We start from the raw sequence: 16,492 nt of genomic DNA on the forward strand, positions 1-16,492 counted from the left end.
AATTAATGAGAACTATAACTAGTTAGAAATACAAAAAAACACTTTAAACCAATTTTTAAAATATGAGAAAACTATTTGTACTATTTTTTGTCCTTTATGGATGTACACTATTTGGGCAAGAAAAAGAGGTAATAAAACCTAAGTATGTAATAATTGCGAACAATGAAATTATCACAGAAGCAGAACTTAACAAATTTGCTGTCGATGGATTGATAAAAAATGTAAATAATGGAGTATCTCAAAAAGAAAGAGATCAATTTGCGAAAAAATTCGGCAACAAAATTGGTGATAAAGAATTCATAATTAAAGTAGAAATACTGACTGAAAAAGAAAAGTTGGAACGTGCTAACCAACCTAAAAAAGCAGTGGTTAAAAATAAAAACGAAAACGAACTAAAGTTAAACATTGGAGATCCGGCAAGCGATTTTACCGTACAGATGATTGATGGTAAAAACATCACATTGTCGCATTTAAAAGGTAAAGTCGTTCTTGTAAATTACTGGGCCACTTGGTGTGCTCCTTGCCTTATGGAATTTACAGAAATTCCTGAAAAAATACTTCAACCGTTTAAAGGAAAGGACTTTGTATTAATTCCAATTTCTATTGCTGAAAGTAAAGAAAAAGTAGAGAAAAAAATGCAAGAAATGAAGAAATATGGAGTCACTTTTAATGTAGGTATTGACCCAACTAAAAAAATATGGGACCTCTATGCAACTGGCTCTATACCGAAGAATTTTGTAATTGACAAAAAAGGAGTTGTGAGATATGTTTCTATTGGAAATCCAGAGGGAAGTGTTGATAAATTAGCTGCAGAAATTAAAAAATTATTAGCCGAATAATAGCTGCCGCATACCAAGTAAAAATAGTCTTCACAATCTAAACATCCCATTATTAAATTGAGGAATTGAATATATATATACTAAAAAACGAGATTGATTTAGACCCATATTAAAACTATCTAGTTTAATTTAACAGATATAGCATATCCTCCTTTGGAATCATAATATACATTTTAAATATGAAATCATTTTATACATGCCTTTTCCTTCTTCTAATTTCCATTAGTTATTCTCAGGATATAATTCTTAAAGGAAAAATTTTAGATGAAAATAAATCCCCTCTACCTGGAGCAAATGTCTATTTTGAGGGAACCACTATTGGTACAATTACCGATGTTAATGGCTATTTCGAATTGAAGCTTGTTAGTGATATTAATTCAATATTAGTAATTAGCTACATCGGTTATGAAGACATTTTCATTAATGATCACTCAGTTTTTTTAAAAGAAAAAATACATGGAGTTTATTTACAACCTAAAGCGGAAACATTACAAGAAGTGGTCGTTAAAAGCCACTATTTTTCAAGAAAACAGTTTTTAACAGCGTTCAAAGAAAATTTCATTGGCAAAAAGAAAACTTGGAAGGAATGCACCATTGTTAATGAGGATGATTTGTATTTCGATTATGATTATTCTAATAATACGTTCATTGCAAAATGCGACGAACCTCTTATCATAAATAACAATCATTTAGGGTATCAAGTCATTTATAAACTTGAAGACTTTGAAGTAAAATTCGCCACAAAATCGCTTTCTTCAAGTCAAATGTTTCGATCTTTTTATTCTGGATTTTCAAGATTTATTGATATTGATAAGAATCAGAAAAAAATTAAAAGAAGACAAAAAGCTTACGAAAATTCAACGTTACAGTTTTTCAGATGGATATCTAAAGGTGATTGGACTGATAAAAGCTATCGTCTATTTGATGGTTCTTGGATGATCGATCCAGACCTTTATTTAAAAGTAGCACTTGAAAACAATGTATATAAGATAAGTGTTACCAATATTGAAAAAGATTTTAAACCGAAAAGAATTGTTTCAGAACTCAATATTCTATACCAAAAAAGACAGCAATCAAAGGTTATTTTCCAAACTAATGAGTTTACCATAGATAAGTTTGGATTAAACACTCAAATAGAGCATATCTATTTTTCAGGAGATATGATGAAAAAGAAAATTAGTGAGTTGCTTCCAGCTGATTATGGCATGTGATTACATGACTATAAATAATGAAGTGTGCTTTGTATGTAATAATTGCACTTATGGTACAATTTAAAAAGGTAATCGATTCACATAAAATTTGAACTTATTGTATGGTTCAGTACTGTGAAATTTTAAAAATAAAAAAATGCAAAGCTTTATAATTTGGATAACATTTACTCTGTTAACCACCTATTGGACAAATCCCAAAGAACTTGAAAGCAATAATGTAACTAGTAACATTGATTTCAAAGAACAAAAAAATGTACCCAATAAAACAATAAAATTCCTTTGGAGGGAGGAAAAATACGACGAGCAACTTAAGGGCAACTTTAACTTAATTACCATCAACACTGAGTATTGTAAAACTATAACTGGACCAGAAAAAGCAGCTTTGGCCTATGTTGCGACTTTTATCGGCAATGAATGCAGTTGGGATGGAAAGGCTACAACAGATAGAACCAATCTTAAATGCAAAATACCTACAGCTTTACAACTGGGGTATCAATGTTCAATAGAGCACTTAGGCTTTCTCCGAAAGTGGTTTCGACATGATAAAAGGACATTAAAGGAACTTGAGAGTTGCCCTACAATACCCGATGGAGCAACAGTACAAAATACCTTTGATGAAATTACATTAAGTGTTAAAGAAAATCAAATCATTGTTTCCTTTAAGGCTAATGGTGTTAACATTAGAGAGGGAAAGCGTTGGCGATGGAGCCAATCTGACTACTTTGAATTTAGTAAAAACAAAATTCGTTGGTTAAAAAAAGAGAAATCGCCCTTGACCTATGAGACGTTTAAAATTAGTGCTAATTAAAATGCAAAAACTAAAAGACTAATAAAGGCCCCTACCTCCTGAAGAACTGTTTTTATTTAGAGGTCCTCAAAATATTCATACTCAGGTTAAATTTGCATCTACTCTAAAATTTAAAAAATGAAGTCACGAATAGGAGAAAAGAGCAAATAACCAGCCTATTAAAAGATAGAAAATGAAAAAATCCCTAATCTTCCTTACTATTATAACAATGGTATCATGTGAAAGTAAGATTTCATTTACGTTTTTACCAGAACATAGCGCAACTGGAATATATAACCGAGACAATGAAAATAAAGGAAAAAAATATGTTTACTACAGTGTTCTTGTAAACAACCTTCCAAAAGAGAAGAAGGATTTAGAAAAACTATTATCTTTTTATCATTTAAAATTCAGGGACTCTATTTTTAATAACCCTGATATGGATACATTCTTGACCTGGTTCTATCAAAAAAATCACACAACATCTTATTTTATCAACAAAGCAGATGATCCCGGTGGTTTTTCTAGTGAAATACTATCCGATTATTATGAAAAATTTGGTATTGCAACAATAAAAACAACCCGAATAAGGGAAACCAATGAATTAAAAACAGAAATAACATTTACTAAATCGGCTATCAAAAATAACTACTAATGACCTATCTAAAGTTTTTTATAGTTCTATAACCTTTAAAGTAGCTTGAGAATATTCAACTTCATTAATACAACATTTTCTAGGGTTACTACATACTATAATGATCATTAAAATGAGAATACTATTAACTATACTAGGTATATTAATTTCAATCTCTTCATTCACTCAGGAATTAGATAAATCGGAAATAGTTCCTTTTCGATCTAGAAAGAATGGAAAGGTAGGATATATGAATGAAAACAATGAAATTATAGTAGAACCACAATATACCAGCGGGACCTACTTCAACAATAAAAAATATGCCACGGTTTCTATTGGTAATGATAGTTTAGAAAGGTTTGCAGTAATAGATCTTAAAGGAAACTACTTTATTGGGTTTGATGAGGGCTATGAACATATAGGTCTAAATTATACTTTTGAAAATTGGATCCTCATATCCAAAGTTGGAAAATACGGCTATATGAATGAGGAAAAGGAAATTTTAATTCCATTGGAATATGAACAATTAGGAGGTTTTTTCGGGCAGTTGGCTTTTGCTGAAAAGGATAACAAATATGGATACATTGATTCAGTAAACCGGATACTTATAGGCTTTCAATTTGACAAAGCTTCAAATTTTGGAAATTTACAACCGGACGGATTTAGATATGCTATGGTGGAAAAGGACCATAAAACTGGATATATAAATAACAATGGGGAACTTGTGATTTCATTTCTTTACGAGGAAGCTTATTCATTTCATAATGGACTTGCTGTAGTAAAAAAGGATGAAAAATTTGGTTGTGTAAATACAAAAGGGGCTGTTGTCATACCATTTGTATTTGATCATATTACTAATTCGGGTGAAATTATAAAGGCTCGAAAAGAATTGACATCAAGCAAAGAATTTTACTTTGACAGACAGGGAACATTGATTGGAACAAGCACTAATTGAAAACAATGATTAACTTAGCTATGTCACGATTTACACATAAATTATAATGAGTATACCTAAAATCCTTATTGTTGAAGATGAAGCTACTATCAGAAAAGAGCTGGAATGGTTAGTGGGTAAAAGACCAGAATTCATTCTTTTAGAAAGTGCAGTATGTATTGAAGATGCTGTGAAAAAGATCAACAAATTAAAACCCGACTTGATTTTAATGGATATACAACTACCCGATGGTACCGCATTTGAAATACTTAATCAAGTAAAGGATATCAAATTTTCTGTGATTTTTATCACCGCTTTTAACCATTTTGCGATAAAGGCAATTAAACACGGGGCTATAGACTATCTGTTAAAACCTATCGATGAGGCCGAATTATATGAAGCGCTGGACAATTATAACAATGATCACTCATTTTATACCTCTAAACAACTTGAAATTATAAATGAATATCAAAAAAGCATTAAACAACAAAATTCCAGAATTTGTATTTCTACACTGGAAAGTATAGAATTCTTTAAAATTACCGACATTATATACCTTTCTGGCGATGGCAGTTACACCCATTTTTATTTACAAGGAGGCAACAAAATTATCAGCTCAAAACCCTTGAAATTTTATGAAGAATTGCTGCCTACTGAACATTTCATTAAATGTCATCAATCCCATATCGTAAACACATCATCCATTGTCAGGTATTTGAAATCAGGCTTTATTGTTGTAAATAATGGTGTAGAAATTCCTGTTTCCACTCGTCGTAAGGAAACAGTCGTAAGGTTATTATCACAATTATAGCCTTCTATGAAAAACATCCTGTATCTACTGCTCTTCACAGTCTTAATTTCTTGTCAAAAGAAATTGAAAATAAAAGATGAATCACCAACACTGCTTCTTGAACAATTAAAACAGGAAGCAAAAGGAATGGTAAATATCAATTCCGACAGCAGCATTGTTTATTGGAACCAAGCACTGGATCGTTCCGATTATAATAAACAGAATGCACCCTTGGCATACATCCATTACGAATTGGCTAAAGTGTATGCAAAAACAGATCTAACAAAATCAAAAACACATATAGAAACAGCTTTGGGCCTTATTGAAAAAGAATCTGATTTTTTTGACATCAAAGTTTCAATTTATAATGGGCTGGCGAATATTTACCTGATTGAAGGAAAAACTTTTCAATCCAACCACTATTATAATAAAGCCGCAGCTTTAATTTCCGCTCATCCCAATGAAATAGAACCCAAAGCCAAGATTATTTGTCTGGTAAATTGTGCCCAGGAAAATTTCAACTCTTCACAAGTTGAAAAAGCAACGGAACAGAATTATATGGCCTTACAAACGGCTTTCAGCAATAAAAATAGTTTAGATCAGAACTTCTATTTCAACAACTTATTCAGGATTTACACGCAGCTATTTAAAATTTACCAGCAAACCAATCAATTGGACTCCCTTAAGCTATACAACCAAAAAGTTGGCGAAATTTATCAAATTTTGAACAATGATAAAGTGAGCCGGTTCTATTACGAACAAAAGGCTACTATCTATACAGAGGAACGGCAATTGGATTCAGCTATTTTTTACACTAAAAAATCTGAAGCATTGGATAAAAAGAGTTACGCCCAAACCAACCTAAATATCCATAGGATTAATCTCTACACTGTTTACACCAATTTAATTACTCTATATGCACTTTCAGGACAATATGACAAAGCCGAAAAATACATACAGGAAGCTTCGGAAATTGAAAAATCAATCAGCATAAATTATAATTCCAAATTCAACAATAGAATGGCGCAGGCACAGTATTATCTTCAAAAGAGAAATTTAGACGCCTACCGAAAACTTCATCTGGAAAGCTTAACTATCAAGGATGCTTTACAGGCTAGCAATAGCGCGAAAGCCATAGCCGAAATATCCGTTATTTACGACGTAGAATCGAAAAAGAAATCAATTGCTCTACTTAATAAAACTGTAACTACTACTAACCAAAAATTAGAATCAAGAACTCTTTTATTAATTATCAGCGCTTTATTGTTCCTAATAGTCATTGGATTTATCAGTTTTTATATATACGTCCATAAGCAAAAAAACAGGTTGGAAGCCAAAGAAAAAATGCTGCTCCAGCAAAAGCTCTTGCGCACCCAGATGGAGCCCCACTTTATTTTCAATACACTATCATCTTTACAAAGTTTTATTCGGTTTGAAGAAAAGGAAAAATCAATTAAATATTTAAACCTGTTCAGTAAACTCTTAAGAAGTAGTCTTGAGATGAGCAGGAACGATTATATCGCTTTGGAAGATGAACTTGAGGCCATAAAAAACTATCTGACTCTCCAACAGATGCGACTTAACCATAACTTTGAGTTTGATATTTTAATAGTAGGTGACATTTTAGGGGTGATGATACCACCAATGTTAATTCAACCATTTGTTGAAAATGCTGTGATTCATGGTGTTACGCCCTTAAAGGAAAAAGGAGAAATCCGTATTCGTATTGATTTAGATGACCATCTTATAACTGTTGAGATATTAGACAACGGCAAAGGAAGTAACAAGTCTCCTGGCCACACATCATTATCAGGAAGTATTGCTAAGGAAAGAATGGAACTGTTGTTTAAAGAGACCTCAAAAAAAGGAACGATATTAATTTCTCAAACACCAAAAAATTATTTAGTCGTTTTAAAAATCCCCTACAATACCGTGTAATCTTACCATTATTATTCAAATTTATAATATGGCCAAACGTATTTACATTCGCTAATAGCGTATATATATCTTAAAAAAATACTTTATCTTGTATTTTTATATTTGTTAATATCCAATCTTTAAGCAATACAATTTCCATGTAACCATAACCTAAGTTCTCAGTTTTGAGACATCCAACCTCAACCAAAATATTAGCCATCAAATATGAATAAAATTATTACACTATTGATAACTCTACTATTAATAAGTGGATGTTCACCAAAAATCAATGAGCATTTTGAACAGAATAGGTATGTTAAAAACTTTAATGTTCATCTTGTGAATGACTCTTTACAATTATATTTTAAATCACCATCGGATATAACCTATACGAGAGAAAGAAAAGCATTAAAGAAGGTAATTCGAAATGTCGGTTTTAAATTAAAAGACAGTGTACTAGTTTATGGAAAAACTTTAGACCCTCCGTATGAGTATTTTGTAACGGTATCAAGAAACGGCCAACAAGAATATCCTGAGAACTTGGTTGTTTTTGACACATTGATCAACAATAAAACGATTCAATTTGTCGGGAATCCGTTAGCTGAAAACTCAAAAAGAACTCTGGAAATTGATTTGAATACTATTTTTAAAAGCTTAGAAGTAGGCGAAAGCTACAGAAAAGAGATTAGTACCATTATGGATATTGTTCAGAAGCACAAAAATTCAAACAAATTCTATGCAATTCTTAATGAAATACACGAATTTCCAGTATATGATAAACAAGAAGAATGGACCAAATTGCAAATGGCACTTACCTTTTCTTCATTCTTGGGAAAAAATGAATTTTATGATACTTACCTAAATCAACTGGAATCCAGATTCAAACCTAACGATACTATTTCCAAGAAAATAATAGAAAATTCAAAAACGGGTAATGATGTCATTGAAACGATAATCAAGGAAGCTGAAAAGCATAAAATAGTAATGATTAACGAAAATCACTACTACTCTAACCATAGGTTATTGGTGTCCGATGTATTAGTCAAATTGAAAGAAATCGGATATAAGTATTTGGCATTGGAGGCTCTGGGTATTAAGCAGGATAGTCTATTAAATTTAAAAAATGCATATCCAACTTTGGAAAGTGGATTTTATACTAGTGAACAGAATTATTCAAATCTCATCAGAAAAGCTAAAGAACTAGGATATGAGTTTATAGCATATGAAAACACAGACCATACTAAAAACAGAGAAATTGGACAAGCCGAAAATTTATACAACAAGACTTTCAAAATTGACCCCGAAAGTAAAGTTTTGGTACTTGCCGGAATTGACCATATACTTGAAAAACCAACCAGTAGAGGTAAAGAATGGATGGCTACAATATTCAAGAATACATACAATATTGACCCACTTACCATAAGTCAAACTCACTTGAACTCTTACAGAAATTTAATTAAATCAACCTATGGAATTATCAGCAGTAATTTTTTTAATAATGAACGATTGAGCTCCGTAGATTACTTGGTTCTAAACAACAATCAAACTAATGTAATACAAAACTTATTTACCTCATTTAATTACAAAAATAACAGAGAAGATAATGTCCAGGTAGCTCTATTCTATGGAAATGAAATTAAAAATAAGTATGATTACCATAAGAAAGTGCCCTATTTTACCACGATACTGAAATCGGGTAAAAAACAGGAGTTGCCAATAGATGAAAATCAGAAAACACACCTATATACATTTGATGAAAATGGAAAATTGATTGATGAACAGATAATTACAACAAATAGCAATAGATAGTTTAATGATTAGACCTTCATTGATAGATTATATGAAAATATTAGTTTTAATGATTTTACCTTTTGTAATGAGTTGTCAAGAAGCTGTTCCAATTGATTTGTCTATGCTTGACGATGCTATAGATGTTAAAACAGCCTTGGATAATATGAGCATTAGAAATGTTCAAACCCAAAACGGGTATTGGGAAATTGTAAAAACAGGAGAAAAAGTAGAAGCTAAACTTCGGGATAATGGAAATATATCTACAATTTATTCCTTAAAAGGAGAACAGGAGGAGAAATTGTTTGCTTTCGCCAATTTCAATATAAAAAAAAATACAGGTGGCAAAATAGTAGAAAATGGAAACAAAATAGTATTTGTAAACATTACATTGGAAGCTACGGAAACATTTAAGGTTTTAGAGCATTTAAAAGAGAAACTAGGCATTCCTGATCAAATAATTAGTGATAGCGTCTTTTATAATGCAGCAGACGATAAAGTGAATTTGATTTTAAAGAACGTTGAACAGGACAATGTGAAAATACAAAAAGACGAATTTGAAGACGAATATTTGGTCTATCCACTACATTTTGTTTGGAACCAAAATGGGTATATCTATAAATACACTTTGATTATTAATGAAACATCATTCAGCAATGATTTAGTGATTCTTTCCAAAAAGGCATTTAATGACAAACTGATCTTTGGCTATCATAATCCCAAAGAGGATCCGATATTCAAAGTTTACTTTGAGGAATAAATTTTAAACATTATGGTCTAGTTATAGTGGCAGTACACTATAGAACAAATTCATATGAGAAGAAAAATCTTTATTATCATTGGAATTTTGGTAGTTGTTAGCCTATCAACTTTAGGATATGTTTTAGTCAACCAATTAAGTCATCTAGGAAATACAACGGGCGGAAGAGCTCCGGATTATCCCTATTTCATTTTAACGGATCCAATCAAAATCAAAAAAATAGTTGTTCCCAAAGGAACAAAACTGACTTACGAGGAGCATTTTTACAAAGCGGGACAACAAACTCGACTAATGAATGAAAAAAAGCTTACACGTATAGAGTTACCAGAAGGAAAAACAATAGATTGGGGCGGTGTTCCCGTATTTATGATTATAAAGTTTAGCAATCCTGAAATTCCAGGATTTTCAGTATATCCTAACTTTAAACAAGTTAGCAACTACAAAAAAACAAAATTCTCTCAACTCCTAGAAACATCTAGTTGTAAAAATGAAATAGATTTCACCATAAAAAATACGGATGATTGGTCTTTCAATGGTAATAATATTACTAAAGTGCTTGATTGTGGAATAAAACTTTTATACTATGGGGAAGATGAGAAACACACAAAACAAGAAGAGCTATATAAAGAGCTTAAAAATGCAAAATAAAATAAAATAAACAATCACCCTATTTATCACTAATAACTATTTAGTAGTTTACGGTTGTTCAATTGTAAATCATTTGCAATATATTGATACTCCGTCTAATTAAAATGATTCTTACATCCTCCTAACATCTAGTAAAATTAATATAATAAGAGAATCATCAAGTGTATTAAAGTATCTGAAGTCTTGCTACAAAGATAAAGAATGGCTCAAATCTATAATTCACCCAAGCGAATTTACATTTGATATCAGCGCTTTTAAATCACTGAAATATAGTATCTTTTGTCAGTCTATATTTGGGTATGTACAATCTCATTGCAAAACTGTTTTCTGATAGCCTGAGCTGGTAGTTTCAGTTATATGTAAATGACGTTTTTAGCTACGTAAAAAGATAGTTATAGAACCACTACTTTTTAAAACTACATGCAATTAATGAACAGCATCCAAAGATTTAAAAATATCACAATATTACTTTTCATCATCTTATTATTATCCTCTTGTGTATCAAGACTAATACGGCCTACCTTAACCGGTACTATTGTAGATTTTGAGGGAAATCCTATTGAAAATTGCTCTGTTGGTTCAGTAAAAACTGATAAAGATGGATATTTTGAATTAGTAGAAATTCGTAAAAATAGATTCTATTTTACGGAGCTCTTTAAAATGGAGGCTCCCCCAATTTTTATTTCCGAACCTATACATAAGGATGGATATATAGATGAGAAAATAGAAATCTTTCATAAATATGGAGGTGGTCTACCCAAGGGAGCAACATGGAACTTGGACAGCATCCATTTAATGAAATCCTCATTTGATGAGTATTCAAAACTTTTACAAAACTCTTGGTTAGCCGTGGATATGCCAGATGAAAATACACTCTATTTGTTAAGGAATAACTTTAAAAAGCGCTGCAAAACAAAAAAATGCAACACTATATCCAACAAACTTGATACTAACATCACTAAATCACCCAAAAATTCCAACGTAACACGTATCCATCTAAAACTGAAAGAAAACGGGCAAATGGATATTGTTAAAATAATTCATTATAGAAACATAAGCAGTACAAACCCCAATTTTAAGGAGAATGATACACTTCGAACCCAAGGTAAATGGTTTTTAAATTCAGGCTATCTACGACTTTCAAGCAACTTGGAAGAAATAGAAGGTACCTACCATATTTCTCCAGCTGAAAACGTTGGATACCAATATGTAGTGCTCAGAAGATTCAAAAATAGATAATAGAATGGTAAAGATCTAATAAATACATACATCGTAATGAAAACTAATCTTATTCTTTTGTTCATTCTTTTCTATTGCGTTGCTTGCCACAACAAAAGCAATAAGGTAAAGAACGTAACTAATTTTGAAAAAATATCAAATCTTCACCCATTAAGTGATCCCACAGATTTAAAAAAGACCACTAATGACGTAAACTTATCCTTGCAAAAAATCAATTTTCAGAATAAACAAAGAGACACGGTATTGTTTAAAGAACAAAATGATGATGGAGATTATTTCTTGTTTATTGTAACCCAAGGAAAACAAGAAATGACACTGATTTACAATGGCAATATTCTCAATGGCAAAAATTTTCTAAGAGGGGATAAAATAATCATAGAATGGGAATTGGATAGCATTAAAAATGCAGGCGATGACGAAGTACTTGATTATGTGAAACGGATAAGGAAAGTAAAAAAGATAGAAGACGGAAAGCTATCCCTGTATAGAAAGGAACACAATAAACCCATTGAGTATGTTTCTAATAAAGAAGTAGATAATTATAGTCAGCATTTTATAAATCAGGTCCACAATATTGTGGAATATGTGGTGGCTAATTCCAAGGCAGAGACATTACAACGAGTACTAGAAACTCCCAATTCCACCCTATTTTACTCCATTTCAGAAATTGAAAAAGCCAATAGAATGTATTATCTATATCACATTTCCAGTAAAATGGATGGTCAGCTTAAAGATATTCAACAAATATATCAGGATGTTGAAAGAGCATCCTTGTTCGAATATGATGCAGTAACTGATTCTTTAGTAGTTATAGACTGAAGAAATGATACCTACTAAAATAAAATTAGTCATCAAAAATCAATGCAATTATCAAACTAATAAACCAATAAAGCAGTAGAATTTTAAACCTTACTTACTATGAATATTAAATTTCTTATAATTAGTAACATCCTGTTAATGATGGGAAACATAGTATTTGGACAAGCCACACCTCAAATACATATTAAATATTCAAAATTGCTAGCCACCTACGATTTTGTTCAAAAACTATCAGATTACTATCCTGACAATAAGAGCAAAGAAACTTTTAAGGCATCAAAATATAATGTAGCTGAATATACCGATTTGTTAATTCAGTTTGATACGTTACATATGGTAGAATCCTATCATTTTCAAGGCTATCCTTCAGGTCAGAAAAGTCCGGTATCAACAACGGCACTAATGGAAAGAAATTTGATAAACGCTTCATCAATAGAAGAATTTAAAAGGCTTAGTTTTGGAATCATACCCAACACAGAACTTTTAGCATTTTCCAATATTCTGTCTCGGTTTGAGCCTGTTTATGACGCATTAATTTATCAGCCTAATAAAGAAAAGTTTGAAGAAAAGTTGAAATCTTTGGACGATTATGTGCAAAATACGCACTTAGCAGACTATTTTGAAACAGGTTTGAAATTTTATAATGCGATATGGGATTATTCTGTATCTATCGATATAGCAATTATTCCTTCTATTAGTGATGGGGGGTTTACGGCAAATGCTTTCTTAAATAATGCGGTAAGTGAGGTGCCTTTAAATTTTGCCCACAACGACATTCTATTTTGTGTCTTAATGCACGAAATATTTCATAATGTGTATGATTGGCAATCCTTGGAGGTGAAAAAGAATATTGAATCATGGTTTCTTGCCAATCCATCGCCTAACAGTCAATATGCTTATTCTCTTCTGAACGAGGCATTGGCAACCGCAATGGGCAATGGGTATATTTATGAAGGAATTAATGGGAAAACAGAAAAAGATCAATGGTATAATATGAAATACATCGATCAAATGGCTCAAGCAATATATCCAATGGTCAAGGAGTATGCAAATAACAAAAAACCAATAGATAACCATTTTATTGACGCTTATATTAAAACATATGATGAAAATTTTCCTGAATGGACAAAGGAACTAGATCATATCTTAACATACCGATATATACTCACTGATGATGAAAATGACTTCAGCTATTTTATAAAGAATTATAGATATGCCAATCAATCTGCTTATGGCACACCCATAAACCAGAATAGTTTGGACAAAATGAAACAAAGACCGATAACCAAGATAATTATTGTTTCCCAGAAAAATGAAATTAAACTAGAGTGGATTAAAAATACGTTCCCTGAACTTAAAAATTGGACATACAACACTAAGAAGGAATTTATACATACAACTGACTTAGCAGATAAAACTAAATTAATAGTAGTGAATCGTATCAATTCAAACTTTAAGGAACTGTTTGAAAATACTTTTAAAAACAAAAAATTAGATTAAATGAAAAAAACATTCTACATTCTTTTTTTACTCGCTTTAATTAGTAACATAAGTATTGCTCAAGTAGCCAAAATTCAGTATTTGGAAAATTTGCCATATGATAAATATGAATTAAAGAATGCTACAGACAGCCTAACTTTTTATCTTTCTGTGAATTCTTCTAAAGAACATCTTCCCTTAGTAGTCTTTGTACAAGGTTCTGGTATGAACTCTCTATTCACCAAAACAGAAAGTGGGCGTATAAGATCTGAATACGGACACTCATCCCTATTTGGAATATCGGAAGATAAATTCAGAATCCTAATCGTTGAAAAACCGGGTGTGCGCTATTTACAAACAGGCCCATCTAAATCATTTGATCACAAATTTTCACTCGAATCCTGGGCTGAAACTATTGTGAATGCAATAAATTATACACTTATAAACGAACCAATAGCTAAAGACAAAGTTTTGATAATCGGTCATTCCGAAGGAGGTTTAGTTTCTTCGCGTGTGGCTAGATTACTAAATGACAAAGTTTCTAATGTCGCTATCCTCGCTGGTGAGGGTCCCACTCAATTATATAGTCTTTACAAATTTGCAGCTGATGGCACTTTTTTCAATACAAAAGAACACAATATGCCCACTGCTTCTGAAAGATTGACTTATTTGGAAAGAAACTGGAAAGAGATCCAATTCGACCCTTTCAGTACAGAAAAGAAATTTATGGGTTTTACTTATTTAAGATGGTCAAGTATGTTAAGTACCTCAGTAATGGAGGAATTAAAACATTTTAATAATAAAATTTTACTGGTACAAGGAAGTGAAGATAAAAATGTACATCCGGAAACTGCCATAATTTCATTTACGACTTTACTAACAAAAGGAAAAAATGTACAATTGGAAATAATTGAAAATGCAGACCATTCCTTTAACATTTCAGGAATGCCCACACTCGATGGTTGGAATCTTACCTTGACAAAAGTGATTGATTGGTTTTTAAATAATTAAATATACATGGAATAGCATAAAAGCCTTACTAAAAACCAATGCTGCAACTTCAGCAAAATGTAACTATTTAACAACCTCTACATTTCATTAAAGAACGAATTTCAATTAAAAGTTGTCGATCGTATTTATAGAGATGTTCCAATGGCGTTGATTTCGTCTTTTTGTTAATACATTTTATTACTAGACGAAAGCCAAATCACTTTAAAGATACATTTACTATTCTAACGAACAGATGATTTTAACAATTCGGTCAACCCGTTTCTAAAAATTATTTTGTTATCCGATTTGTTGACTTTTTTAACGGGATTGTTTGTGTTCCTTTTATACCACTGAAAACAAAAAAACCTGTAAATCATACGATTAACAGGTTTTTAATAAAGATTGATTTACTATTTTGTCGGGATGACTGGATTCGAACCAGCGACCCCTAGCACCCCATGCTAGTACGCTACCAGGCTGCGCTACATCCCGAAACAGGATTGCAAAAATAAAGGATAATTCTAATTTTACTATTATATTCAAAAGATATTTCCTGAATTGAAATTTGATTTTGATTTCTAGTTCAAAACTACTAATTATTCAAAAACATCAATGAAATCAAACACATAGAGCTTCCAAATGGAAGCTCTTACTCTATTTAGATAAATTTTCTAAATTGGCAATACCCAAAAAATTAATCATGAAGATCAAGTAATCGTTCTAATTCTTCATAACTCATTTCATTCCAATTAATAGTACTGTTAATTAAGGGAATTCCCTGAGATGTTGCTATTGTATTTCCAGCAGGTATTAGCATTAAACGCATATCAATCATAGGAGAGAGGGATTCAACACCGGAGGTTTGGCTAATTGAAGAAGTTACTCTATTCTCTCGGGTTTCATAAACTCTCCACATTTTTATATCATATGTAGCATTATTTCCATGAAATTTTCCAGGAACAGCACTAATAATATTTACATTTATTGATTCATTTAACCCTCTAAAATATACCAATAAGGTTCCACCTTTATCCACAAAATCATAAATAGAAGTTGCTCCCGTAAGTTGTGTAAGCGTTTGAACTTGAAAACTATTTAACTGAATACTTGCTGTCCCAAATCTGCCTTCAGTACTCCAAGATCTGCTAACCTCATTTCCTGTAAACCATTTTGTTGTAATTACATTTGCTGTTCCAGGTTCTCCTTTATCTCCTTTTAGGTTAATGGGGTTTCCCCAACCACTTTCAGTTTTAGGCCCATAAATACTTACCGAACCAAGATGAAAATAAAAATCACCGATTATCCCAACGTCAAGAGTTGGTTCCTCCATTCCACTGAGCAAGGTGTTACCATTTGTACCATCTTCACCATCTGTTCCCTTCAAAATAATAGGCACTCCCCACCCTGATGAAGTTTTAGGACCATAAAGTAAATAGTTCTGGGAATCTATGTAATAGTCACCAAAATTACCAACTACATCTGAGGGTGATTCATTGCCATATAGTAATAAATTCCCGTCAGTTCCCGGTATTCCTTGTGCACCTACATCTCCTTTAGGTCCTTTCGGTCCTTCAGGCCCCATTTCCCCATCCTTACTACATGAGACGCAAATCACAATAAAAATTGCCAATAATATACTTTCTACATTCTTCATTTT

15 protein-coding genes and 1 tRNA gene are annotated in these 16,492 nt (G+C 31.7%); 14 read left to right on the forward strand and 2 right to left on the reverse strand.

The window, feature by feature from the left end; all coding sequences use genetic code 11:
* Nucleotides 1–62: 62 nt before the first annotated feature.
* From PT603_RS05515 to PT603_RS05580, 14 genes are all read left to right on the forward strand, one after another.
* Nucleotides 63–839 carry a TlpA family protein disulfide reductase gene (locus PT603_RS05515; protein ID WP_008241213.1) on the forward strand — a complete coding sequence of 259 codons (777 nt, stop codon included), beginning with the start codon at nt 63–65 and terminating at the stop codon, nt 837–839.
* Nucleotides 840–1,018: 179 nt separating this feature from the next.
* Nucleotides 1,019–2,050, forward strand: coding sequence for a carboxypeptidase-like regulatory domain-containing protein (locus PT603_RS05520; RefSeq protein WP_008241214.1), 1,032 nt, complete (start codon nt 1,019–1,021; stop codon nt 2,048–2,050).
* A gap of 136 nt (nt 2,051–2,186) precedes the next feature.
* Complete coding sequence (locus PT603_RS05525) at nt 2,187–2,858, forward strand: hypothetical protein (protein ID WP_008241215.1); 672 nt, start codon at nt 2,187–2,189, stop codon at nt 2,856–2,858.
* 172 nt (nt 2,859–3,030) lie between these two features.
* Entirely contained in the window at nt 3,031–3,492 is a 462-nt protein-coding gene (locus PT603_RS05530; RefSeq protein WP_008241216.1) for a hypothetical protein, read from the forward strand.
* A 112-nt stretch (nt 3,493–3,604) separates the two neighbouring features.
* The gene (locus PT603_RS05535; RefSeq protein ID WP_155805693.1) at nt 3,605–4,426 is read left to right on the forward strand and encodes a WG repeat-containing protein; all 822 of its coding nucleotides are present in this window, start codon (nt 3,605–3,607) and stop codon (nt 4,424–4,426) included.
* Nucleotides 4,427–4,472: 46 nt separating this feature from the next.
* Nucleotides 4,473–5,216: a LytR/AlgR family response regulator transcription factor gene (locus tag PT603_RS05540; RefSeq protein WP_008241221.1), complete on the forward strand. Its 744-nt coding sequence runs from the start codon at nt 4,473–4,475 to the stop codon at nt 5,214–5,216.
* A 6-nt stretch (nt 5,217–5,222) separates the two neighbouring features.
* A complete protein-coding gene (locus PT603_RS05545) occupies nt 5,223–7,133 on the forward strand; it encodes a tetratricopeptide repeat-containing sensor histidine kinase (protein ID WP_008241224.1) in 1,911 nt (636 codons plus the stop codon).
* 204 nt (nt 7,134–7,337) lie between these two features.
* Nucleotides 7,338–8,921, forward strand: a complete 1,584-nt coding sequence (locus tag PT603_RS05550) for a hypothetical protein (protein ID WP_008241225.1) — start codon at nt 7,338–7,340, stop codon at nt 8,919–8,921.
* Between the two features lie 49 nt (nt 8,922–8,970).
* Nucleotides 8,971–9,660, forward strand: a complete 690-nt coding sequence (locus PT603_RS05555) for a hypothetical protein (RefSeq protein ID WP_155805695.1) — start codon at nt 8,971–8,973, stop codon at nt 9,658–9,660.
* A 54-nt stretch (nt 9,661–9,714) separates the two neighbouring features.
* Nucleotides 9,715–10,308 (forward strand): hypothetical protein, encoded by a 594-nt coding sequence (locus PT603_RS05560; protein ID WP_008241227.1) that lies wholly within the window; start codon nt 9,715–9,717, stop codon nt 10,306–10,308.
* A gap of 429 nt (nt 10,309–10,737) precedes the next feature.
* Nucleotides 10,738–11,547 carry an Ig-like domain-containing protein gene (locus PT603_RS05565; protein WP_050951156.1) on the forward strand — a complete coding sequence of 270 codons (810 nt, stop codon included), beginning with the start codon at nt 10,738–10,740 and terminating at the stop codon, nt 11,545–11,547.
* Nucleotides 11,548–11,583: 36 nt separating this feature from the next.
* Nucleotides 11,584–12,366, forward strand: a complete 783-nt coding sequence (locus PT603_RS05570; protein WP_008241229.1) for a hypothetical protein — start codon at nt 11,584–11,586, stop codon at nt 12,364–12,366.
* Nucleotides 12,367–12,465: 99 nt separating this feature from the next.
* Nucleotides 12,466–13,866, forward strand: coding sequence for a hypothetical protein (locus PT603_RS05575; protein ID WP_040488946.1), 1,401 nt, complete (start codon nt 12,466–12,468; stop codon nt 13,864–13,866).
* On the forward strand, nt 13,867–14,856 hold the full coding sequence (locus PT603_RS05580; protein ID WP_008241231.1) for an alpha/beta hydrolase family protein: 990 nt from the start codon (nt 13,867–13,869) through the stop codon (nt 14,854–14,856).
* Between the two features lie 397 nt (nt 14,857–15,253).
* Here the strand turns inward: PT603_RS05580 and PT603_RS05585 are convergent.
* Together PT603_RS05585 and PT603_RS05590 are read right to left on the reverse strand one after the other, a co-directional pair.
* Nucleotides 15,254–15,327 (reverse strand) — tRNA-Pro (locus tag PT603_RS05585).
* Between the two features lie 202 nt (nt 15,328–15,529).
* Nucleotides 15,530–16,489: a collagen-like domain-containing protein gene (locus PT603_RS05590; protein ID WP_008241232.1), complete on the reverse strand. Its 960-nt coding sequence runs from the start codon at nt 16,487–16,489 to the stop codon at nt 15,530–15,532.
* Nucleotides 16,490–16,492: the final 3 nt, after the last annotated feature.

The sequence above is a fragment of the Imtechella halotolerans genome (assembly GCF_028743515.2).
Taxonomy (GTDB): Bacteria; Bacteroidota; Bacteroidia; order Flavobacteriales; family Flavobacteriaceae; genus Imtechella; species Imtechella halotolerans.